7 protein-coding genes are annotated in these 24,553 nt (G+C 72.5%); 3 read left to right on the plus strand and 4 right to left on the minus strand.

Annotated elements, in window-relative coordinates:
• Window positions 1-15: 15 nt before the first annotated feature.
• Entirely contained in the window at window positions 16-2,271 is a 2,256-nt protein-coding gene (locus ACWIGI_RS38945; RefSeq protein WP_454208654.1) for a M20/M25/M40 family metallo-hydrolase, read from the plus strand.
• Here ACWIGI_RS38945 and ACWIGI_RS38950 read toward each other — a convergent pair.
• The 4 genes from ACWIGI_RS38950 to ACWIGI_RS38965 all read right to left on the minus strand — a co-directional run bounded on the left by ACWIGI_RS38950 (window position 2,252) and on the right by ACWIGI_RS38965 (window position 22,048).
• On the minus strand, window positions 2,252-4,759 hold the full coding sequence (locus ACWIGI_RS38950; RefSeq protein WP_454208656.1) for an excinuclease ABC subunit UvrA: 2,508 nt from the start codon (window positions 4,757-4,759) through the stop codon (window positions 2,252-2,254). The two genes, ACWIGI_RS38945 and ACWIGI_RS38950, sit on opposite strands and share 20 nt — an antisense overlap.
• Window positions 4,756-18,447: an amino acid adenylation domain-containing protein gene (locus tag ACWIGI_RS38955; RefSeq protein WP_454208658.1), complete on the minus strand. Its 13,692-nt coding sequence runs from the start codon at window positions 18,445-18,447 to the stop codon at window positions 4,756-4,758. The genes ACWIGI_RS38950 and ACWIGI_RS38955 overlap by 4 nt, the downstream gene beginning before the upstream one ends.
• Before the next feature lie 345 nt (window positions 18,448-18,792).
• Window positions 18,793-20,529: an aa3-type cytochrome oxidase subunit I gene (gene ctaD, locus ACWIGI_RS38960; RefSeq protein WP_454208659.1), complete on the minus strand. Its 1,737-nt coding sequence runs from the start codon at window positions 20,527-20,529 to the stop codon at window positions 18,793-18,795.
• 115 nt (window positions 20,530-20,644) lie between these two features.
• Window positions 20,645-22,048, minus strand: a complete 1,404-nt coding sequence (locus tag ACWIGI_RS38965; RefSeq protein WP_454208660.1) for a DUF1254 domain-containing protein — start codon at window positions 22,046-22,048, stop codon at window positions 20,645-20,647.
• 198 nt (window positions 22,049-22,246) lie between these two features.
• Between ACWIGI_RS38965 and ACWIGI_RS38970 the strand changes: the two genes are divergently transcribed.
• Window positions 22,247-23,605 carry a WS/DGAT/MGAT family O-acyltransferase gene (locus ACWIGI_RS38970; RefSeq protein ID WP_454208662.1) on the plus strand — a complete coding sequence of 453 codons (1,359 nt, stop codon included), beginning with the start codon at window positions 22,247-22,249 and terminating at the stop codon, window positions 23,603-23,605.
• Window positions 23,606-23,693: 88 nt separating this feature from the next.
• Window positions 23,694-24,482 carry an RluA family pseudouridine synthase gene (locus tag ACWIGI_RS38975; RefSeq protein WP_454208664.1) on the plus strand — a complete coding sequence of 263 codons (789 nt, stop codon included), beginning with the start codon at window positions 23,694-23,696 and terminating at the stop codon, window positions 24,480-24,482.
• Window positions 24,483-24,553 lie beyond the last annotated feature (71 nt).

Genomic DNA, 24,553 nt, shown 5'->3' on the forward strand with positions numbered 1-24,553 from the left:
GCCTAGTATCGGAGTATGCGGGCGGGACGAGGAATTTCCGGGCTTCTGGCATTCGCGCTACTGCTGGTGTTGGCGGTGGTGACGGCGTGGGATCAGCAACCACGTGGTTTCCGCGCCGAATCGGCGCCCGCGGAGGTGTTCAGCGCCGAACGGGCGCAGCGCGTCATCGAGGAGATAGCCAAGGCCCCGCACGCGGTCGGCTCGGCCGAACACGCCCGGGTGCGTGATCATCTGGTCGCCGAACTGCGGAAGCTGGGACTGGCGGCCGAGGTTCGGCGCGGCGTCGGCACCTACCCGGCCGGCCTGCGCACCCCCGAGGCCGCCTTCGCGGATGTCGCCAACATCGTCGCCACACTGCCCGGCACCGATTCGACCGGCACGGTCTACCTGACCGCACACTACGATTCGGTGACCTCGGGGCCCGGCGCGAACGACGACAGCGTCGGCGTCGCGGCGATCATGGAGACGGTCCGCGCGCTGCGCGAGGGCGAGGACACGCTGCGCAACGACGTGGTGGTCCTGCTGACCGACGCCGAGGAGCCCGGTCTGCTCGGCGCGGAGGCCTTCGTGGCGGCGGGCGGCTACGACAAGCGCGGCGCGGTGGTCAATCATGACGCCCGCGGCGCGAGCGGCCCGCCGCTGCTGTGGCGCATCACCCATCCCGACGGTCCGCTGATCCGTGCGGTGGCCCGGGCGCCGCACCCCAACACCGATTCCACGACCACCGCGGCCGCCGGCGCGGGCATCCCCAGCAGCACCGACTTCGTCTCCTTCGAATCGGGCGAGTTGCGGGTGCTGGATTGGGCTTTCGCGGGCAGCAGCGCCTACTACCACAATCGCGAGGACACCCCCGAGCACGTGAACCTGCCCACGGTGCAGCAGCTGGGCGACAACACCCTCGCGCTGACAAGGGATTTCGGACAACGGGATTTCGGGGCCGACACCGACAGCTCCGACGCCGCCTACTTCCCACTGCCTTTCGGCGGCCTGGTCGTGGTCCCGGCGTGGGTGATCCTGGTGCTCGCGGCGCTGGCGACGCTGGGCGCCTGCCTGCTGGTGTGGCACGTCCGGCGCAGCCGCGACGCGAGCCTGAAGGCGGTGCTCGGCGGTGCGGTGACGCTGCTGATCGCGATGCCGGTCGCGGTGGCGGCGACCTACGGGCTGTGGTGGGTGGTGCAGTGGATCCGCCCGGAGTACCGGGCCTCGCCGGTGGACCCGTACCGCCCGGAGTTCTTCCACACGGCGGTCCTGGTGCTGTCCGCGGCGGTGCTCGTCGGCTGGTATGCCCTCGCGCGCAGGCTGTTCGGGCCGAGCGGCACCGCGATCGGCCTGCTGCTGGGGGTGACGCTGCTGGGCGCGGGGCTGGCGCTGGTGTCGCCGCCCGCGGCACAGGTGCTGGTGGTGCCCGCGGCCGCCGCCGTGCTGGGGGTGGGCGCGAGCTTCGTCATCGGTGATCCCTGGCGACTGCCGGTGCTGACCCTGCTGCTGGCTCCGGCGGCCCTGTTCCTGGGATCCACGGCCTGGGCGGGGGTACAGACCGGTATGGTCACCGCCCCGTTCCTGACCGCCCCCGCGGTGGTGCTGCTGGGCGCGCTGCTGATGCTGACCCTGAGCCGCGGCTGGCCCGGCCGCCGCGGCTGGCTGATTCCCGGTGCGGCCGTGGCGCTCACGGTCGCGCTGGTGGCCGCGGGACTGGCCGTGGACACCTTCGACGAGCGACATCCGCGACTGTCGCAGATCATCTACGCCCTGGACGCCGACCGGGCGCAGGCGCGCTGGGTGTCGATGCTCGCCCCGGACTCGTGGTCGCGGGACTTCGTGCGCGACGGTGCACCGGACGGCCCCTTCGGCGAGGTGGTCAAGAAGGCGGTCTCCTCGGGTGACGCTCCGGCACAGGCGCTTTCGGCGCCCGTCGCCCAGGTGGTCGCCGACCGGACCGAGGCGGGCAAGCGCACGGTGACCCTGCGGTTGCGGTCGACGCGCGGCGCCTATCGCCTGGATCTGCGCTGGCCGGACGGGGCGCTGGAGACGCTGAAGGTCCAGGGCCGCACGCCGGACACGATGCCCGAGTACGGATTCCGATTCTGGGCGCCGCCCGCCGACGGCGTCGAGGTGGAGTTGACCGCGCCCGCCGGGCCGCTGTCCCTGCGGCTGGTGGACTACACCTGGCTGCCGGACTCGGGCATCGAAGCCTTCGGCACGCCACCGCTGGACACCTACTTCCGGCAGGACAGCACGGCGGCGGTCTTCGTCACGGTGCCGGGTCTGTAGGCCCCCCGAACAGGTGCCGGCGCAGGTAGCGGCCGGTCGGGCTGCCCGGCGCCTCGGCGATCTGCCGGGGCGTTCCGGTGGCCACGATCCGGCCGCCCTCGGGCCCGCCGCCGGGTCCCATGTCGATGACGTGGTCGGCGTCGCCGATGAGATCCAGGTCGTGGTCGATGGCGACGATGGTGGCCCCGGCCCGCAGCAGCCGCTCGAACACCCCGACCAGGGTGCGCACGTCGCCGGGGTGCAGTCCGGTCGTCGGCTCGTCGAAGACGTAGAGCACGCCGGTCTGGTCCGAGCGCAGACCACCGGCCAGGCGCATGCGCTGGGCCTCCCCGCCGGACAGCGCGGGCGTGGGCTCGCCGAGCGCGAGGTAGCCGAGCCCGACCTCGCGCAGCGCCTGCAGCGGCGGGCCGACCCGCGCGACGCTCGCGTAGCGGTCCGCGGCGTCGGCCACGGTGAGGGCCAGGACGTCGGCGATGGTCAGGCCGTCCACCCGCACCTCGAGCGTCTCGGCGTTGTACCGGGCGCCGTGGCAGGTCGGGCAGGTGATCGTCATGTCGGGCAGGTACTGCACGTCCAGGGACACCTCGCCGAGTCCGGCGCACACCGGGCACTGCCCGCCCTTGACGTTGTAGGAGAAACGGCCCGCGCCCCAGTGCCGTTCGCGCGCGAGCGGGGTGGCCGCGAACAGCGCGCGCAACCCGTCGAACGCGCCGGAGTAGGTGGCCGGGGTGGAGCGGCTGTTGTTGCCGATCGGCGTGGAGTCGACCGTGACCACCCGGGTGAGACCCGCGCTGTCCAGTGCCGCAACGTGTTCGGGTAGTTCCCGCCCGCGGAGAACGCGGTCCAGGGCGGGTACCAGGCTCTCCAGGATGAGGCTGGTCTTGCCGGATCCGGAGACGCCGGTGACCAGGGTGAGGCGCTCCAGCGGGATCCGCGCGGTCACCCCGTGCAGGGTGTAGAAGTCGCCGACGGTGATCTCCAGCCGGGGATCGGTATCCCGCACCGGCCGGGCCCTGCGGGCGTGCGTCTCGGCCGCGCCCGACAGGTAGGGCCCGGTGATCGAATTCGGGTCGGCGGCGAGTTCGGCGGCGGTGCCCCGGGCGATGACGCGGCCGCCCGCGCGGCCCGCCCCCGGTCCCATCTCGATGAGGTGGTCCGCCGCGCGCAGCAGATCGACCTCGTGATCCACCATGACCACCGAATTGCCGTTGCCGACCAGGGCGCGGATGACATCACGCAGGCCCTCGACATTGGCCGGATGCAGGCCGATCGAAGGTTCGTCGAGCACGTAGAGCATTCCGGTGGAACGGGTTTGCAGGGTCGAGGTCAGCTGGATGCGCTGGCGCTCCCCCGTCGACAGCGATTCGCCCGCGCGGTCCAGGCTCAGGTAGCCGAGCCCCAGGGTGCACAGCGGTTCGATCGCGCGCACGAACTCGGTGGTCAGCCGGGTGGCCAGGCCGTGCATGTCGGCGGGCAGCGTATCGGCCAATGCGCGTGCCCAGGGCGCCAATTCGGCCAGCGTCAGCGCGCTGGTCGCGGCGATGTCGCGGTCCCCGATCAGGGTGGTGAGCGCCTCGGGGCGCAACCGGGTGCCGTGGCAGGCCGGGCAGGTGTGCAGGGTGAAGAATTTGCTCAGCCGCTCGCGCGTGGTCTGGCTCGAGCTGTTGGCGAGCGAATGCCGTACCGCCGCACGGGCGTTCTCGTAGGTGCCGTTGAGTTCGGCGGCCCGCCCGGATTTGGTGGTGACCACCACGTGCCGCTTCTCGGCGGGCCCGTTCAGGACGATCTCGCGCTCGTGCGCGGTCAGCTCGCGATAGGGCACGTCGATGCGGACGCCGAGTTGTTCGGCGATCTGCGGCTGGAAGTCGCGCAGCGGCAGCTTCCACGGTGCGACCGCGCCGTCGGCGATCGACAGGTCCGGATTCGGGATCAGGGCGGCGTCGTCGATCTCCTCGACGGTGCCGAGGCCGCCGCAGCGCGGGCAGGCGCCGAAGCTGTCGAAGGCGAAGGACTCCGCGCCCGGCAGCTCGAACTCGCCGCCGCATTCGGGCAGGTCCACCCGGCCGCGCAGCGCGGTGTCCAGCGCCGGCGGCAGCCGGAAACCGGTGGGGCACAGGTGGGAACCGAGCCGCGAATACATCAGGCGCAGCACGTTGTAGACCTCGGTCATGGTGCCGACGGTGCTGCGCCGTCCCGGGATCGGCGGGCGCTGGCGCAGGGCCAGGGTCGCGGGCAGGTAGTCGATCCGGTCCACGTCGGGGCGTTCGGCCTGGCTGATCCGGCGCCGCGTGTAGGTGGACAGCCCGCCGAGCAGGCGCTGATAGCCCTCGCCGTAGAGCACGTCCATGGCGAGCGAGGACTTGCCCGAACCCGACAGCCCGGTGATCGCCACCCAGGACCAGAGCGGGATGTCGACGGTCAGGTCGTCGAGGTTGTGCACGCGCGCGCCGACCACGTGGATGGCCGCGGGCAGGTGCGCGGTGCTCACGCGCCGTGCCAGTGCCGGGTCAGGCCCCGGGCGATCTCGGTCAGCGGAATCGGCTGTGCCATACCGATATGCGTGGCCTCGACGGGGATGTCGGCGATGTCGCCGGTGACGTGGTCGCGCCAGCTCGCGGCGGGCCGCCGGGCGCCCGCGGCGACGGTCGCGGTGAAGTGCACCAGGTTCCCGCGATAGCGGCCGCCGGGCCGGCCGGTCACGGGCCGGGTGAGGGCGGCGGTGGCGCGCTCGACCATCTCGGGCGGGAAGCTCTCGGCCGCGCGCGTCAGCTCCGCCATGCCGTGCAGTTCGGCCCACGCCGCCGCGGTGTCCCGCGAATCGAGGACCGCGCCGCCGTCGTCCGCGGCACTGTCCATCATGGCCAGCAGCGCGACCTCCGCGCCCCGATCCTGGAGCCGGACGGCGATCTCGTGCGCGATGCGGCCGCCGAGCGACCAGCCCAGCAGCCGATACGGTCCGGCCGGGCGCACGCGCAGGATCTCGTCCACGTAGCGGGCCGCGTAGTCGTGCAGGCTGTCGTACGGCTCCCCGGCGCCGAGTACCCAGGGATCCTGCAGGCCGTACAGCGCGACCGCGGGGTCGAGCCGGTCGAGCAGTCCGGCGTAGGGCCAGGCCAGGCCGCCGCCGGGATGCACGCAGAACAGGATGTCGCCGTCGGTGCGGCGCAGCGGCAGCAGGACCTCGTAGGACTCGTTGGCGCGGGGGTGAATCGAGCCCGCGGAATCGTCGAGCCGCTCGGCCAGCTCGCGCACCCGGGGGGCTTCGAAGAGATCGCGCAGGGCGACTCCGCCGTTGAGCCGCGCGATGACCCGGGCGGCGCCGAGGGAGTTGCCGCCGAGCGCGAAGAACTCGTCGTTCAGTCCCACGCGGTCGAGGCCGAGGACCTCGGCGTAGGCGGCGGCGACCCGGCGTTCGGCCGGGCGCACCGGCGCCAGGTAGTCCGAGCGGACCGGCGCCGGGGTGGGCAGGGCGGCGCGATCGATCTTGCCGTTGGCGCGCAGGGGCAGGCGATCGAGCACGATCACGGTGGGGCGCAGGTAATCCGGCAACTGCCGCGCCGCGAGGGCGGTCAGCTCGCCGGGGTCCAGTGCGCGGCCGGGCTCGGGCACCGCGTAGGCCGTCAGGGCCGCGCCCGCGGGGCCGTCGGTGCGGACGACGAGGATCTGCGCCACGCCGGGTGCGCGGGACAGGACCGTCTCGATCTCACCGGGTTCGACTCGCATGCCGCGAATCTTGACCTGGAAGTCGCCGCGCCCCCGATAGCGCAGCTCGCCGGTATCGGTCCAGGACACGAGATCACCGGTGCGGTAGAGCCTTTCGCCGGGCGGGCCGAAGGGGTCCGGGACGAAGCGGGCGGCCGTGCCCGCCGGCCTGCCGAAGTAGCCGCGCGCCACTCCGGGGCCGCCGATGTACAGCTCGCCGACGGCGCCGACGGGCAGCGGGCGCAGGGCGCGGTCCAGGACGTAGCAGCGGGTGCCCACGGCGGGGCCGCCGATGGTGATCGGCGCGCCGCCGTCGAGCGCCCCGCTCACGGTGCTGACGACGGTGGTTTCGGTGGGGCCGTAGGCGTTGACGAGGCGGCGCCCGGCGCCCCAGGTCGCCGCGACGGCCGGCGGGCAGGCTTCGCCGCCGGTGACGACCACCGCGAGGTCGGGCAGGTCCGCGACGGGGGTGCAGGCCAGCACCCCGGGCGTCACGACGGCGTGTGTCACCCGTTCGCGCCGCAGCAGTTCGGCGAGCTCGGGGCCGGCGTAGACCCCGGGCGGGGCGATGATCAGGGTGGCGGCCGCGTCGGCGGCCAGCACCAGTTCCCACACCGAGACGTCGAAACTCGGTGCGGCGACGCACAATACCCGCGCGGTGCGCTCGGCGCCGATGCAGCGCGCCTGGGTGGCGGCCATGTTCGCGAGTCCGGCGTGCGACACGACCACGGCCTTGGGGACGCCGGTCGAGCCCGAGGTGTGGATGACGTAGGCGGCGTTGCCGGGGCGCGCGTCCCGGGCCGGGGAGGACGACCGTTCGGGTTCCGGACCGGATGCCGCGCCGTCCGGATCCAGGATCAGCACCTCGAGGTTCGGCAGCGTGTCGAAGACCGCGCGCTCGGCGGCGGTGGTGAGTACGACGCGGGCGCCGGTCGCGGCGAGCATCGCCGAGAGGCGCGCGGGCGGCGCGGCGGGATCCAGCGGCATGAAGGCGGCGCCGGATTCGGTGATGCCCCAGAGGGCCGCCGCCCAGGCCACCGAGCGCGATATCCCCAGGGCCACCACGTCTTCGGGGCCGATGCCGCGAGCCCGCAACCGACGGGCGAGCCGTTGTGCCCGGGCGTCCAGCTCACGGTAGGTCAGGGCGATCTCGCCGCACCGCAGCGCCTCGGACTCGGGCGCGCGGCGCACGGCCGCGTCCAGCAGATCCGGCAGCAGCAGATCGACCTCGCCGGTCTCGGTGCGATTCCATTCGCGTACGACCAGCCGGTGTTCGTGCGGGCCCAGGATGCCCAGGCGAGCGGTCGGGCGGTGCGGTGCGGCGGCGGCCGACTCCAGCAGGCGCCGGTAGCGGGCGAGCAGGGCGGCGACGGTGCCGTGGTCGAAGAGCTCGGTCGCGTACTGCACGTCGATGCGGAGGCCGGAATCGACCGGGGTGCAGACGAATTCGAGGTCGAAGCGCGCGGTGACGATCGGCGCGGGCACGGGCTCCGCGCGCAGGCCGGGTAGTCGCAGCCCGATCGGGTCCAGGTTCTGCAGCGCCAGCACGACCTGGAAGAGCGGGTGGCGCGCGCGGGTACGCGGTGGATCCAGGGCCTCGACCACCCGGTCGAAGGGCAGTTCGGCGTGGGCGAAGGCGGCCAGGTCGGTCTCCCGAACGCGCGTCAGCAGCGCCGAGAACGACTCGGCCGCATCGACTTCCACGCGCAGGGCCAGGGTGTTGACGAACATGCCGACCAGCTCGTCGAGCGCGGCCGCGCCCCGGCCCGCCACCGCGGTGCCGATGGTGATGTCGTCGCCGCCGGACCACGCCGACAGCAGCAGGGCCAGCCCGGCGTGCAGGGTCATGAAGAGGGAGGCGTCGTGCTGTTCGGCCAGGTCCCGCAGCGCGGTGACGGTGGATTCGGGAACGACGCAGGTGACGGTGCGGCCGTGTGTCGCGGCCACCGCCGCGCGGGGGCGATCGACGGGCAGGCCGAGGTCGGCCGGCGCCTGGGCGAGAGTGGTTGTCCAGTAGTCGAGTTGGCGACTGTGCTCGGACAGCGGATCGTCGGCGGCGCCGAGCACCTCGCGCTGCCATCGGGCGTAATCGGCGTACTGCACCCCGAGCGGTGCGCGGTCGGGCCGTTCGCCGCGTATCGCCGCCGCGTAGCCCTCCCCCAGATCGCGGGCCAGCGGGGCGAGCGAGTAGCCGTCCGCGTTGGCGTGATGCACGACGAAGACCAGCAGCCACTCGCGCGGTTCGCCCGCGCCCTCGCCCACCGCGAACAGGGCGCAGCGCACGGGTACTTCGGCGGTGAGATCGAAAGGCGCCAAGCAGATTTCGGTGATCCACGCGTCGGCGTCGAAGGTGTCGCAGCGGTGGACGGCCACGTCGCCGAGCACCGAACCGGCCGGGACCAGCCGCTGCTCGCCGACGCCGTCGTGTTCGGGGTAGTACGTCCGCAGCGCCTCGTGCCGATCCACCACGTAGTGCAGCGCCGCTCGCAGCGCGGCGTGGTCCAGTGTTCCGGTCAGGCGCAGCACGAGCTGGATGTTGTAGGCCGGGGAGTCCGGATCGAGGCGGTTCAGCAGCCACAGGCGCTGCTGCGCGAAGGACAGCGGCGTCCGCTCGCCCCGCTCCCCCGCCCGCGGTTCCGGCCGGACCGGGTGCGGTGAATCCGACAGGCGCGCAGCCAATACCGCGACCGTCGGCGCGTCGAAGACCTCCCGGACCGGCACCCCGGCGCGCAGCGCGGCGCCGATCCGGGCCGCGACGCGGGTGGCGCTGAGCGAGTTGCCGCCCAGCCGGAAGAAGTCGTCGTCCAGGCCGACCCGCTCCACGCCCAGGACCTCGGCGAAAGCCCGCGCCACCGCGCGTTCGGCCGCGGTGACCGGCTCGCGGAAGGGCTCGGTCTCCGCCGCGGGCGCGGGCAGCGCGGCCCGGTCGAGCTTGCCGTTCACGGTCAGCGGCAGGCGCTCGCAACACACGACGGCTGATGGCATCAGGTACCCCGGAAGCTGACGGGACAGCATGGTGCGCAACCGGATCGGGTCGAGCTTCACCCCGCGCGCGGGCGTGGCGTACGCGACGATCCGGGGTTCGCCGGGATCGTCCGCCCGCACCAGTGCGGCCGCCTGGGCGACACCGGGCAGGCTCGCCAGCGCGGCCTCGATCTCGCCGAGCTCGATGCGCTGCCCGCGCAGCTTGACCTGGGAATCGGTGCGGCCGACAAAGATCAGGGCGCCGTCGGCGCGCCGGCGCACCGCGTCGCCGGTGCGGTACATGCGGCCCGGAGCGAACGGATCGGGCAGGAAGCGCCCGGCGGTCAGGCCGGGCCGGGCGCAATATCCGCGCGCCACACCGGGACCCGCCACGTAGAGTTCGCCGATCACGCCGTCCGGCACGAGCGCCAGCCGGTTGTCGAGCACGTAGCAGCGCATACCGGCGGCGGGCCCGCCGATGGTCATGGGCTGATCCGGTGCCAGCGGCGCGCTGATGGTGGCGACGATGGTGGCCTCGGTGGGCCCGTAGGCGACGAGCAGCTCACGCCCGGCGGCCCAGCGCGCGGCCACCCCCGGCGCCACCACCTCGCCCCCGGTCACCACGGTGCGCAGAATCGGTGCGCCCCCGGCTGTTTCGAGCGTGTCCGGGTCCATGGTGGCCAGCACCGCCGGCGTGACGAACGCGTGCGTGACACGCGCAGCGGAGAGCAGCGCCGCGAGCTCCGCACCCCCGTACACGTCCGGCGGCGCGATGACGAGCGCCGCCCCCGCCCCCGTCGCGAGCAGAACCTCCCACAGCGAGGCGTCGAACCCCGGCGAAGCGAGTTGCAGGACAAGGGAATCCGCCTCGACCCCGCAGTGCTCGCCCTGCGCCGCGAGCGTGTGCGCCAGGCCCGCGTGGGTGACGACCACGCCCTTGGGCGCCCCGGTGGATCCGGACGTGAACAGCACGTAGGCAGCGTCCGCCGGATGGATCGGCCGCACCCGGTCCGCGTCGGTGACGGGCTCGGTGGACGCCGTCGCCCGAGCGGACATGGCGACGCCGGGCACTGCGCCACCGGTAGATACGTCGGGCATATCGGGCGCGTCGCCCGAGTGGGCCCGACCGGCCGAGCCGGGCGAATCCGCCGGAACGACCTGGGCAGCCGGCAGGGACAAGCTGGCCGAAACAGCTGGAATGGCAGAGTCCGTACGACCACGCGAAGCAACCGGGTCGGCCGGAGAAGCCGGGCAGCCGAGGTCAGCCAGGGCCGCCGGGTCTGCCATGTCGGACAGATAGGCCGAGTCCACCGGGTCTGCCGCGTCGGCCATGGCGGCCGAATCCGCCAGCGCAGCCGAGCAGGTCGGGTCTGTTGTGGCAGCCGAGTCACCCGAGGCAGCCGAATCCGCCTGATCAACCGGGGCGGCGGGGACTGCCGGGACGGGATCCTGGACCACGAGCCAAGGGAGGTCGGGGAGTTCGTGGCGGGTGGCGGCGGTGGTCAAGCCGAGGGCGGCGGACGAATCCGCGAGCATGCCGGTGATGCGGTGGGACGGGTGGGCCGGATCGACCGGGAGGTAGGCCGCGCCGGTCTTGGCCACCGCCCACAGGGCGACCAGCCAGGCGGGCGACCGGCGCATCGCCACGGCCACCACGTCGCCGGGGCCGATGCCGCCGCCGATCAGTAGGCGGGCCAGGCGATTCGCGTGTTCGTCCAGTTCGCGGTAGGTCAGGGTGGTCGCGCCGTACACCAGGGCACGGGACTCCGGCGCGTTGGTCACCGTCCGGGCGAGTATCTCGGGCAGGGTGATCGGGGCGGGATTCGCCGTGTTCGCGGCGACCCGGGGCAGGCGGCGGCGTTCCCGGGGCGAGAGCACGTCCACGGTGTGGATCGGGCGGTCGGGGCGGGCGGCCACGGCGGTGAGCGTTCGCTCGAATCGTTCCAGCAGTCCCCGGGCGGTCTCGGGGTCGAACAGCGCGGTGTCGTAGCGCAGCGTCACCGTGAGGCCCGAATCGTGCTCCGCCAGTTCGAATTCCAGGTCGAAGCGGATGGCGTGGGCGGGGGTGGTGAGCGTCTCCACCCGCACGCCGGGCAGGCGCAGTTCGGGCACCTCGAAGTTCCGGAAGGACAGCGCCACCTGGAACAGCGGATGCCGGGCCGCCGAACGCGGCAGCCGCAGCGCCTCCACGATGTGCTCGAACGGGGTGTGCGCGTGCGCGAGCGCGTCCAGGTCCACCGCGCGCACCCGGTCCAGGTGCGCGGCGAAGGACGCGTCGGGATCGACGGCCACCCGCAGCGGCACGGAGTTGACGAACATGCCGACCAGATCGTCCAGGCCGGGCGCGGATCGGCCCGCGGTGGGCGTGCCGATGACGATGTCGCCGGTGCCGGACAGCTTCGCCAGCAGCACCGCGAGCGCGGCGTGGGTCACCATGAACATCGACGCGCGATGGGCGGTGGCCAGCGCACGCAGCCGAGCCGTCATCGACTGCGGCAGTGTCGTTTCGACGCACGCGCCCAGATGCGCGGCGATGTCCGGGCGGGGACGGTCCAGCGGCAGCGGCAGTTCCAGCGGCGCGTCCGCGAGCACCGCGCGCCAGTACGTGAGCTGCCGTGCCAGTTCCGAATCGGGGTCGTCGGGCCGGCCGAGCGCGCGGTGCTGCGCGCGGGTGTGGTCGGCGTACCGCGTGCCGAGAACGGGCCAGTACGGCGTCGTGCCGGTGGTCCGCGCGGCGTAGGCCGCGGCGAGATCGCGGGCGAGCGGGGCCAGGGAGAAGCCGTCCGCGTTCACGTGGTGCACCACCAGGGCCAGCACCCATTCCGAGCGGTGCGCGGCGTCACCCGAGGCGTCGACCGCGAAGAGCCTGGCCCGCACCGGCGGGGCGGCGGCGAGGTCGAAGGGCTGTGCCTCGAAGGTTGCCAGCGCGCGTTCGAGGCGGGCGGGCGGGATGCGGCGGATGTCCATCGCGCCGACATCCTCCTGCGCCACCGCCTGATACGGCACGCCCTCGTGCTCGGGGAAGTAGGTGCGCAGCGGCTCGTGCCGCTGCACCACATCGGCCACCGCCGCCGCCAGCGCCGCCACGTCCAGCGCGCCGCCCAGCCGCACGGCCAGCAGAATGTGGTACGCCGCGCCCGCGCCGCTCCGGTCCAGCAGCCAGATCCCCTGCTGTGCGAACGACAGCGGAACCCGTTCCGGCCCGGTGCCGTCCGGTTCCGGAGTTGGCGATCCGGGCTCGCCGGCGGGTCGCGCGGCCCGCCGGTCGTCGAGCAGCCGGGCCAGTCCCGCCACCGTGGGCTCGTCGAAGAGGTCGCGCGGTTCCACGGTCGCCGCGCCCGCGAGTTCGGCGCGCAGCAGGCTCACCGCGCCGGCCGCGCTGAGGGAGTTGCCGCCGAGCGCGAAGAAGTCGTCGGCCCGGCCCGCCCGGTCGGCGGCGAGGGCCCGGGCGAACACCCGCGCGACGAGTTCCTCGGTGGGCGTTGCGGGTTCGTCGAACACCGCCCGCGCGGACTCGGGCGCGGGCAGGGCGGCGCGATCGAGTTTGCCCGCCGGGGTGAGCGGCAGGTGGTCGAGTATGCGCACCTGGGCCGGCACGTGCCGCGCCGGCAGGCGTCGCGCGAGGACGGCGCGCAGCCCCTCGGTGTCGACGGTCGCGCCGGGCACGGGCACCACGTAGCCGAGGAGTTCGGGCCCCGCGGCGCCGGGACGCACCACCACCGCGGCCGCGGCCACCTCGGGCGCCGCCGACAGCGCGGCCTCGACCTCGCCGGGCTCCAGCCGCACCCCGTGCACCTTGACCTGGAAGTCGTTGCGCCCGTGATAATCCAGCTCCCCGTCGGCGCGCCGGGCGCCGAGATCGCCGGTCCGGTACATGCGCGTACCGGGCGCGCCGAAGGGATCGGGCACGAAGCGCGCGCCGGTCTGCCCGGGCCGATGGGAGTACCCGCGCGCCACCCCGGCGCCCGCCACGTAGATCTCGCCGACGACCCCGGGCGGTACCGGGCGCAATCGCGCGTCCAGCACGCGGATCCGGGCGCCGACGACGGGATCGCCGATCGGGACCGGTCCCGCCCCGGCGCGCAGCGGGCGGGTGACGGTGGCCCAGATGGTGGCCTCGGTGGGCCCGTAGGCATTCACGAAGCACCGGTCCGCGGACCACCGGGCGGTCAGCTCCGGCGGGCAGGTTTCCCCGCCGGTGGCCAGCAGCCGCAGGTCCGGCAGATCTCCCTCCGGCAGGGTCGCCAGGACGCGTGGTGTCAGCAGAGCGTGCGTAACGCGCTCTCCGGCAAGAACATCGAACAGCTCGCGACCGGCGTACGCGGCGGGCGGCGCGATCACCAGCGCGCCGCCCGCGCCCAGCGCCTGCAGCAGTTCCCAGATCGAGGCGTCGAACGCGGGTGAGGCGACCGCGAGCACCCGGGCGCGCGGATCGGCGTCGCAGCGCTGCGCCTGGGTGACCACCACGTTCGCCAGTCCGGAGTGAGTCACGCACACGGCCTTGGGAATTCCGGTGGAGCCCGAGGTGTAGATCAGATAGGCCGGATGGGCCAGCCGCAGCGGGCGGATCCGGTCGGCGTCGGTGACGGGCTCGTCGCAGCCGTCGAGTTCGTCGATGTCGAGGGCGAGCCAGGAACCGCCGGGCAGCTCCGGCAGATCGGCGCCGGGGCCGGTGAGCCCGAGGCGAACCTCGGAATCGGTGAGCATGAGGCGCACGCGCTCGGCGGGTGCGCCCGGGTCGAGCGGCAGCGCCGCCGCGCCCGCCTGCGCGACCGCGCACATCGCCACCACCCATTCGAGGGAGCGGGGCAGCGCCACGGCCACGACGTCCTCCGGCCCGGCCCCCAGCGCTATCAGCCTGCGCGCCAGGTGATTCACGCGCGGAAGCAGCTCGCCGTAGGTGAGCGTGCGGTCCCCGCACACCACCGCGGTGGCCCCCGGCGCGTACGCCGCGGCCCGGGTCAGCAGGTGCGGCAGCGGCGCGGGCACCGCCTCGCCCTCGTCGTCGCGCTCCCGCAGCCCCGCCCGCTCGGCGGCCGAGAGCAGGTCGATGTCGCCCACCGGCACGCTCGAATCCCGGGCCAGCTGGTCGAACACCCGGACCGCGCGTTCGGCGAGGGCCGCCATGTCCGCGGCCTCGAACAGCTCGGTGGCGTAGTTCAGGGTCAGGGTCAGCCCCGCCGCCGATTCGACGACGGTGAACTCCAGATCGAACTTGGCCACCGGCACCGCGAGGCCGATCGTATCCGCCTGCAGCCCGGGCAGTTCGAACGCGACCGTCTCGCCGGACCGCACCGACAGCATCACCTGGAACAGCGGGTGCCGGGCGGGGGTGTGCGGCACGCCCGCCGCCCGCACGACCCGCTCGAACGGCACCTCGCCGTGCGCGAAGGCCGCGAGGTCGATGTCGCGCACCCGGGACAGCAACGCGTCGCCGGACTCCGAGCCGTCCACCGGAACGCGCAGGACCAGGGTGTTGACGAACATGCCGATGAGATCGTCCAGCCGCGCGTCCCCGCGCCCGGCCACCGGGGTGCCCAGGGCGATGTCGGCGCCGCCGGAGACCCGGGCCAGCAGGGCGGCCAGACCCGCGTGCGCGACCATGAACAGGGTCGCGCCGTGCCGCCGCGCGAGGTCGCGCAGCCCGTGCACGGTGTGCTCGGGCAGCTCGGCGGTGACCCGTGCCGCCCGCCGCGTGCCCCGGCCGGGACGCGAACGATGCGCCGGCAGTGCCGATTCCGGCGGCAGACCGCCGAGCACGCCGCGCCAGTAGCCGAGCTGCCGGGACAGTTCCGAATCCGGATCGGACTCGTCCCCGAGCAGTTCGCGCTGCCACAGCGTGTAGTCGGCGTACTGCACCGGCAGCGGGTTCCACTCCGGCGCGGAGCTGCGCAGCCGGGCGCGGTAGGCGGTCGCCAGGTCGCGCGCGAACGGGGCCAGCGACATGCCGTCGGCGACGATGTGATGCGCCAGCACGAGCAGCACGTGCTGTTCGGATTGCGGGCCGAGCACCCGGAGCAGGCGCAGCCGCAGCGGCGCCTCGTGTGCCAGATCGAAACCGGCGCGGACGAATTCGCGCATTTCGTGCTCGACCAGCGCGGCGTCGATCGGCTCCGGGGACAGCGGGTTCACCACGGCGCCGGCCGGCACCAGCCGCTGGCGAACCAAGCCGTCGGACTCGGCGAACACGGTGCGCAGCGCTTCGTGCCTGCCGACGACGTCGGTCAGGGCGGCGGTCAGCGCGCTGACGTCGAGGGCTCCGGTCAGGCGCAGGCCGAGCGGCATGTTGTAGGCCGGCGACGCCGGGTCCAGGCGGTTGATCAGCCAGAGCCGCCGTTGCGCGTACGACAGCGGCACCCGGTCGGGGCGGGGGCGCCGGGCCGGGCGCGTGCGCTCGGCCAAGAGTTCACGGGCGCCGACGCGTTCGGCGAAACCGGCGACCGTGGGCGCTTCGAACAGATCGCGAACCCCGGCCTCCACGCCCAGGGCCGCGCCCACCCGCGCGGCGACCAGGGCCGCGCTGAGCGAATCCCCGCCGAGCGCGAAGAAGTCCTCGTCCAGGCCGATGCGGGCGACGCCGTCCGCGGGCACGGCGGGCAGTTCCGCGAACGCCGCCGCGACCGCCTTCTCCGCCGCCGTGACGGGGGCGCGATAGACGACGGCGGGCGCGACGGGAGCGGGCAGCGCCCGCCGGTCCACCTTGCCGCTCGGGGACAGCGGAAAGCGGTCGAGCAGGATGATGGTGGGCACCATGTACGCCGGAAGCCGTTGCGCGGCAGCTACTTCCAGTTCGCGGGTGGTGAGCAGGAAGCCGGGCTCCGGCATGGCGTAGGCGACGATGCGCGGGGCGGGCGCGGCGCCGTGCAACACCACCACCGCCTGGGCGACGCCGGGGCAGTCGGCGAGCACGGCTTCGATCTCGCCGAGTTCGATGCGCAGGCCGCGCACCTTCACCTGCGCGTCGGCGCGGCCGTGGAAGACCAGGTCGCCCGCGGCGTCCCCGGTCACCAGGTCGCCGGTGCGGTAGAGCCGCGCGCCGGAATCGCCGAACGGGTCCGCCACGAAACGGGCGGCGGTGAGCGGGAATCGGGCGAGGTAACCGCGCGCGAGCCCCGGACCGCCCAGGTAGAGCTCGCCCACCACGCCCGGCGGCACCGGGCGCAGCCACGGGTCCAGGACGTGGGCGCGCACGCCGGGAACGGGCGTGCCGAGGGTGATCGGGCGGTCCGGCGCCATCGGGCCCAGGTGCGTGACGATGCTGGCCTCGGTGGGCCCGTACGCGTTGACCAGGGTGCGCCCGCGCGCCCACGCGGCCACCACGGACTGCGGGCAGGCCTCGCCGCCGGTGGCGAGCAGGCGCAGCTCGCCCAGGCCGGCGGGATCGGTGGCCGCCAGGACGGCCGGGGTGAGGAACGCGTGCGTAATGTGCTCGCGCCGTAGAAATTCGGCCAGCCGGGGGCCCGCGTAGACATCGTCGGGCGCGATGACCAGGGTGGCACCGGTGGCGGCGAAGAGCAGTTCCCACAGCGAGGCGTCGAAGGTCGGCGCGGCTCCGCACAACACCCGGTCGCCGGGCCCGGCGGGCAGCAGGGCGGACCGCGCGGCGCAGAGATTCGCCAGACCGGCGTGGGTCACCGCGACGCCCTTGGGGATTCCGGTGGAGCCCGAGGTGTAGATGACGTAGGCCGGATGCGCGGGGTGCGCGGGCCGGGGGCGGTCGGCGTCGGTGACAGGCGGGGTTCCGGACCCGGTGTGGTTCCGCACCAGCTCGGCCAGGTCGAGCCAGTCCCGGCCCGAGCGCACGGCGTCGGTCAGTTCCGCTGCGGCGGTGTCGATTCCGAATCGCACATCGGATTCGTCTAGCTGCGCCCGCACTCGCTCGGCGGGATGGGCTGGATCGATCGGCAGGTAGGCGGCGCCGGCGGCGAGCACGCCCCGGATCGCGATCAGCCAGTGCACGTTCCGGCGCGCCGGGACGGCCACCACGTCGCCCGGCCCGATGCCTCGCTCGCACAGCCTGTGCGCCAGGGCATTCGAGAGTTCGTCCCAGCGTGCGCCGTCCAGCGCGGTCTCACCCTGGACCACCGCCGGGTCCACGTCGTGGCGCTCGGCCGCGGCGAACAGGTCCGGCATCAGGACCGGCTCCACCGCGGTGCGGCTCGGCGCGGCTCGCAACCCGGCCGTCTCCGCCTCGGACAGCAGCCCGATCCGCGCGACCGGGGTGTCCGGACCGGCCGCGACGAAGTTGCCCAGGAACAGCAGGAAGCGATCGAGCAGTTCGCCGAGTTCGGTCCGGTCGTATCGGTCGGGATTGCCGAGCAGGTCGACCGACAGCCCGTCCGCGGCGCCCGCGCGGTACAGATTGAAGTGGATGTCGGCGACCGATCCGGAAGCGAGAATGCGGTATTCGCCGATCGCCTCCCCGAAGCGGCCGGTGCGATCGAAGAACATCAGGTTCACGGTCGGGCCCGCCACCTGGTCCGCGCCGATGCCGAGCTCGCGGCGCAGCTCCTCGAAGCGATAGCGCTGATGACGCAGTCCCCCGGTGATGTCGCGCGCGGCCGCGGCGACGAGGTCGCGCACCGTCACCGCGCCCGCGCAGCGCAACCGGATGGGCAGCACGTTGGCGAGCATGCCGCCCGACTTCTTCAACACCGCGGTGGTGCGCGCCGAAGCCGCCAGTCGCACCAGGGGTTCGACGTCACCCGTGGTGCCCGCGCGGAACGCGCAGATCGCCGCGACCAGCACCTGCGCGGGACTCGCGTCGCACTGCGCGGCACGCCTTTCCAGCTCCCGCCAGTGCGCCGGGGACAGCGCGCCGGCGGCCCGCAGCGCCGCGGGCACCGGCGCTCGACCGCGGCGCACGCGGGCCGGGCCGGGCGCGGGCAGCGGTGCGTTCCAGTCCGCGAAGCGCTCCCGCCAGTACTCGCGGTCGGCGAGAAAGCGTGCCGAGGCACGATATTCGACGTCGGCGGCCTGGATACGGGCCGGGGACAGCCCGCCGAAGGGCGCGGGCTCGGACTCCGCCAGTAGCGCGTCGTACCACTGCCCGATCCGCGCGATCAGGCTCAGGCCGCCGTAACCGTCGATGGCCACGTGGTGCATCTGCCCGTACCAGATGTGATGGCCGGGCCCGATGCGCAGCAGCGCGGCCGCCCAGAGCGGTGCGTCGAGCAGGTCGATCGCGCACCGGTGCCGCCGATTCATCCAGTCCAGCGCGGCCGCACGCGGATCCGGTTCCACCGAGCAGTCCACGTGTTCGAGACGGCCGCCGATATCGGCCGCCATCCACTGGTACGGCCGCCCGTCCACCTGTCCGATGCGTAGCCGGCCGACGCCGAATTCCTCGAAGGCCCGATGCGAGGCCACGTCGAAGAGGTCGGCGTCCAGCGCACCGCGCAGTTCCAGGTAGTGCGCCTGCCCGGGCAGCGCGCGCGGGCGGTGGCCGGTGGCGTCGTCGGCGCGCCCGATATCGTCGGCGAGCCACAATTCCATTTGCGCCCTGGACAATTCGAACGGTACGGCGTGGAGAACATCCGGAGAATCGGCGAGCACTGTCCCTCCCGGAGTCGAGACCTGCGGAAAACGCCGGGCGAGTTCGATGTACGCGCCCGTGATTGCGGACAGTACCGCAAGTTTGCTGGAAGTCTGCTGTCATTCGGTCCGCGCCGCAGGTGGACGAATGATCAGGCAGCGGGCGGCACCGATCACCCTGCAGCCCAACGACAGCCGAACAGCCGGAGCCAGCCGCGCCGCGCGGAACCCGAAATAGCCGGTGGGACGCCGAACTTCACCCCGGACAGCGAAACGGCGGCCGCCCCGGAGGACGACCGCCGTTCGACGGCAGCGGGCGGATCAGCCGGTGATCGACTCCCGATCGTCGGCGGTGTGCGGCCGGGTGCCCCAGCCCACGTGGGCCTCGGCGCGCATGCGCTCCACCATGTGCGGGTAGTGCAGCTCGAATGCCGGTCGCTCCGAACGGATCTGGGGCAGCTCGTAGAAGTTGTGGCGCGGCGGCGGGCAGGTGGTCGCCCACTCGAGGGAGTTGCCGTAGCCCCACGGATCGTCGACGGTCACGACCTCGCCGTAGCGGTAGGACTTGAAGACGTTCCACACGAACGGCAGCATCGAGGCGCCGAGGATGAAGGCGCCGATGGTCGAGATCGTGTTGAGCAGGGTGAATCCGTCGGTGGGCAGGTAGTCCGCGTAGCGGCGCGGCATGCCCTCGTTGCCCAGCCAGTGCTGCACCAGGAACGTGGTGTGGAAGCCGACGAAGGTCGTCCAGAAGTGCCACTTGCCCAGGCGCTCGTCCATCATGCGACCGGTCATCTTCGGGAACCAGAAGTAGATGCCCGCGAACGTCGCGAACACGATGGTGCCGAACAGCACGTAGTGGAAGTGCGCGACCACGAAATAGGTGTCGGACACGTGGAAGTCCAGCGGCGGCGAGGCCAGGATGACGCCCGACAGACCACCGAAGAGGAACGTGACCAGGAAGCCGATCGACCACAGCATCGGCGACTCGAACGTGAGCTGCCCGCGCCACATCGTGCCGATCCAGTTGAAGAACTTCACGCCGGTCGGTACCGCGATCAGGAACGTCATGAACGAGAAGTACGGCAGCAGAACCGATCCCGTCGCGTACATGTGGTGCGCCCACACCGCGATGGACAGCGCCGCGATGGCCAGGGTCGCGTACACCAGCGTCGTGTACCCGAAGATCGGCTTGCGACTGAAGACCGGGTAGATCTCCGAGACGATGCCGAAGAACGGCAGCGCGATGATGTACACCTCGGGATGGCCGAAGTACCAGAACAGATGCTGGTAGAGAATGGCGCCGCCGTTGGCCGGATCGTAGATGTGCCCGCCCAGGTGCCGGTCGTACGCGAGCGCGAACAGCGCCGCGGTCAGCAGCGGGAACGCCAGCAGCACCAGCACACTCGTCACCAGGATGTTCCAGGTGAAGATCGGCATCCGGAACATGGTCATGCCGGGGCAGCGCAGGCAGACGACCGTCGTGATCATGTTGACGCCGCCGAGGATGGTGCCCAGACCGGAGACGGCCAGGCCCAGGATCCACAGATCCGCGCCGACACCCGGGGAGTGCACGATGTCCGAGAGCGGGGTGTAGGCCGTCCAGCCGAAATCGGCCGCGCCGCCCGGGGTCACGAACCCGGCCGTGGCCATGGTGCCGCCGAACAGGTACAGCCAGTAGCTGAACGCGTTCAGGCGCGGGAACGCCACGTCCGGCGCGCCGATCTGCAGCGGCAGGATCACGTTCGCGAAACCGAAGACGATCGCGGTCGCGTAGAACAGCAGCATGATCGTGCCGTGCATCGTGAACAGCTGATTGAACTGCTCGGGCGAGAGGAACTGCATGCCCGGGCGAGCGAGTTCACCGCGCATGAGCAGGGCCATGAGCCCACCGATGAGGAAGAAGGTGATGGCGGTGCACAGGTACATGACGCCGAGCACCTTCGGGTCGGTCGTCGTCACCGCCTTGTGAATGAACGAACCCTTGGGGCCCAAGCGCGGCGGGTAGGGCCGGGCGGCCTCCAACCCCGATTCCGGCTTGGGAGCTACGGCAGTCACCACATCCTCCTCGAGGTCGGTCCGGGACTGGTTATCGACCCCGGAACCCACGATGAACGGCGCTCAGCGTACTCACAGCAATTCGATTCTGGCAGAGAACACTCCGACCGGACAGTCAGGACACCGCCTGGATCTCGGGCGGCTGCCAGCGGCCGTCGGCGGCCTCGGGGCGGGGCGCGTACAACCGCAAGGTCAGCGAGAACATCCCGGTGGCGGGGATGGGCAGCCAATTGCCGCGCGGCACCGCGGGTCCGGGGTCGGCGTGCTGGATCAGGATCTCCGCCGAACCGTCCGGGGCCGGGACCACGGGCAGGCCGTGCCCGACCGCGTAGATCCGATCCGGATTGTCGACCAGGAAATCCTCGGCGTCGTAGGCGGTCAGCGACCAGAACGCCGCCACCGGCGGGAACCGGCCCGCCTCGAAGCGAATGCGGAACCTGCGGGGTTCGCCGTTGACGTCGGCGCTGAGCTCGGGCGTGGACGGATACAGCGCGTCCTCGGGCAGATTCGCGCCGAGCCCGCGCTGGGCGATGGCGGCGCGCTGCGCGTAATCGGTGCCGTAGGCGCCCAGCGCGGTGGAGAAGAGCCAGCCGTTCTCGGTGCGGGTACCGGGATCGACGTGCGCGGCGATGCTCTTGCGCGCGGCCGCGGCGGCCGCGTCCAGGGTGGCGATGGGAAAGTCGTCGATCCGGCCGCCGGGTTCGATGCCGATGCGGGCGAACCGGCGTAGCGCGGGCTCGTCGGCGGGCGCGGGCGCGTCGACGGCCATCAGGGTGCACAGCCGGTCGTAGAAGGTCCGCCCGTCCAGGGCCGCCACCTCCTTGACCGGGGCGGTGAGCTGGTCGTCCACCGTGATGGCCGCGCCGGTGCGGGTGGCCTGGGGATCGGCGAGCCAGGCGCTCAAGGGCGCCAGTCGCATTCGATCCTGCAGCGCCCGCACCTCGGGCACATCGCCGGTGCCGTTCACCTGGACCCGCCCGAGCAGCCAGGTGGTGACCGTCGGCATGGGCAGATGCGTCAGGCCCGGCGGCACCGTGCCGGACCAGCCCGGGCCGCTGATCAGATAGGTGAACAGCGGCGGCGTGCCCGCGACGCCGGTCCGCGGTGAGCTCGGGTGGTGCACGGTGTTGGTCCAGGCGTCGAGCAGCTGCATGATCCAGTAGCGGTCCGGGGCCATCGCGGGCACCTGCAGCACCATGGGTTCGCCGGACAGGTCCAGCCAGGCGTTGGAATACAGCGTGTCCTGGTTGGCGCGCACCATCACCCGGTCCTCGTCGGTGGGCAGGTCGCGACTGTGCCGGAAGGCGTTGACCGGGCCGCCGGCATCGCGGGTGGCGTGGATCAGCACCAGCGGATAGCCGAAAACATAAGCGTCGGTGGCGATCCGCATCGCCTCGGCGGCGTCGGGCGGATCGTCGTCGCCCGGTTCACCGGTCCGGCCGCACGCGGCCGCGAGCCCGGCGGCGGCCAGACCGGCGGCCATTCCGAGCAGCGAGCGTCTGCGGATGAGGTGATCCATGGCGAATCACAAGCTACTCTCGCGACACGCTCGGATACGCGAGGTTTAGGGCCGCGCGTCGGGGTTATGACGAATCAAGCGCGGTGATAACCTGATTCATCTCAACGCAGCGGGGGGCAGCGTCGCCTGACCGTATCTCCCGGCAGCGGTGTCCGGTTTCACCACGCACAGCGCTCCCCCACGGCATAGGCGAATCCGATGGATCTTCTCAACCCACTCGACGCGATCTTCCTGGCTGTCGAATCCCGCGAGCACCCCATGCACGTCGGCGGTTTGCAGCTGTTCGAGCCACCCGCGGACGCCGGCCCGGATTTCACCCGGGACCTGTTCGCCGGCATGGCGGGCGCCACCGACGTGCGCACCCGCTTCCAGCGCCACCCCAGCCGCACCTTCGGCGGCTTCTCCAGCGTGAACTGGTCGCACGCCGAACAGGTCGACCTCGGCTATCACCTGCGGCGATGCGCCCTGCCCGGACCGGGCGGCATGGGTGATCTGATCGATCTCACCGAGCGCCTGCACGGCACGCTGCTGGACCGGCACCGCCCGCTCTGGGAGGCCCGGCTCATCGAGGGCCTGGACGACGGCCGCTTCGCCATCTATATGAAGATGCACCACGCCCTCATCGACGGCGTCTCGGCCATGCGCCTGCTGCAGCGCACCCTCACCGACGACCCGCTCGACACCCGCGTGCGGGTGCCGTGGGGTACCCGCCCGGTCGAGCGCGACAGCACCCCCGAACCCCGGAGCCAATGGCAGCAGCTGCGAAAAGCGTTGCCGCGCATGGCCCGTAGCGCCACCTCCATCGCCACGCCGCTGCGCGGGGCGATCGACGGGCGGCTCACCATGCCCATGACCGCACCGCGCACCATGCTCAACGTGTCCATCGGCGGGGCGCGTAGCGTCGCGGTCCGGTCCTGGCCGCTCGAACGCGTCAACGCGATCCGGCGGGCCACCGGGGCCACGGTCAACGACGTCGTGCTGGCCATGAGCGCGGCCACGCTGCGCTCGTATCTGCTCGAACACGGCGCGCTGCCGGACGAACCGCTCATCGCCATGGTGCCGGTCAACGTCCGCAGCTCCGCCGAGTCCGACACCTCCGAGGGCAACATGGTCGCGGCCTGCCTGGCGAATCTGGCGACCCACATCGCCGATCCGCTGGAACGGCTCACCGCCATCAGCACGTCCATGCGCCGGACCAAACAGGTCTTCACCCAGCTGCCCAAGATCGAGGCCATGGCGCTCTCGGCGCTGCTCATGTCGCCGCTGGGGGTCTCGCTGGTGCCGGGCTTCGAAGCGCTGCCGCGCATGCCGTTCAACCTGGTGATCTCGAACGTGCCGGGACCGCGCAAACCCGTCTACATGCGGGGCGCACGCCTGGACGCGAACTACCCGCTCTCGATTCCCTTCGAATCGCAGGGCATGAACATCACGCTCACCACCAACGGCGACAACCTCGATTTCGGCTTCGTCGGCTGCCGGCGCACCGTGCCCGACCTGTACCGGCTGCCGCGGCACATGGAGGACGGGCTGGCCGAATTGGAGCGGGCCGTCGCCTGAGCCGGGCGGGCTCGCGGGCGCCGGGCGGCCGGTGCACCGCGAGCCCACCGGCTGATCGGCGCGGCGGCGCGATCTCTACGCTGACCGGGTGGACACCTCTTGGCCCGAACTGCGGAAGAACAGCCTGATCAGCGAGGACCCGGCGGTGCTCGCGCTGAACAAGCCCGCCGGGATCTCGGTCACCGGGGAACGCCACGACACCGACATCGTGGAGCTCGCCGCGGCCGCCGGGGAGACGCTGTACCCCGTGCACCGCATCGACAAGGTGACCTCCGGGCTCGTGCTGCTGGCCAAGGAGTTGCCCGCGCACGGTGAGCTGACCCGGCAATTCAACAAGCGCACCGCGCGCAAGGCGTACCTCGCGGTGACCGCCTCCACCGGGCTGCCCGCGCGCGGGGTCATCGACCTGCCGCTGAGCGTCGGGCGCAAGAACCGGGTGCGTATCGCCGCACCGCGCGAGAGCATTCGGCGCGCGGGCGATCGGTGGGAGGTACCCGAAGGAGAGTTGCTCGCGGGCAAGAACTACCCGTCGATCACCGAGTTCGTGACCCTCGCCGACACCGGGACGCACACGGTGCTGGCGCTGCGGCCGCTCACCGGGCGGCGGCATCAGATCCGGGTGCACCTGGCGTGGATCGGGCATCCCATCGTCGGCGATCCGCTCTTCGACAAATCCGGTGCGCACGCGCGCACCCATCTGCACTCGTGGCGGCTGGGACTGGATGCCTCCTGGCGCACGCCGCCCGTCCTCGACCTCGAGGCCGACCCCGGACCGGACTTCTGGCAAGTGGGCGGCGAACCCGTAACCGGCACGCCCGGGCAACTACTCGGCATCGCGCGGGCCGCGGTGACCGCCACCACCCCCGACGTGCATTGATGTGAAACCGCTATATTCGGTGGCGAGTCTCACCGAGACCGCATATGGGCAGGTCATCTAGCCTGAATCCG

The sequence above is a fragment of the Nocardia sp. NPDC055321 genome, from assembly GCF_053645575.1.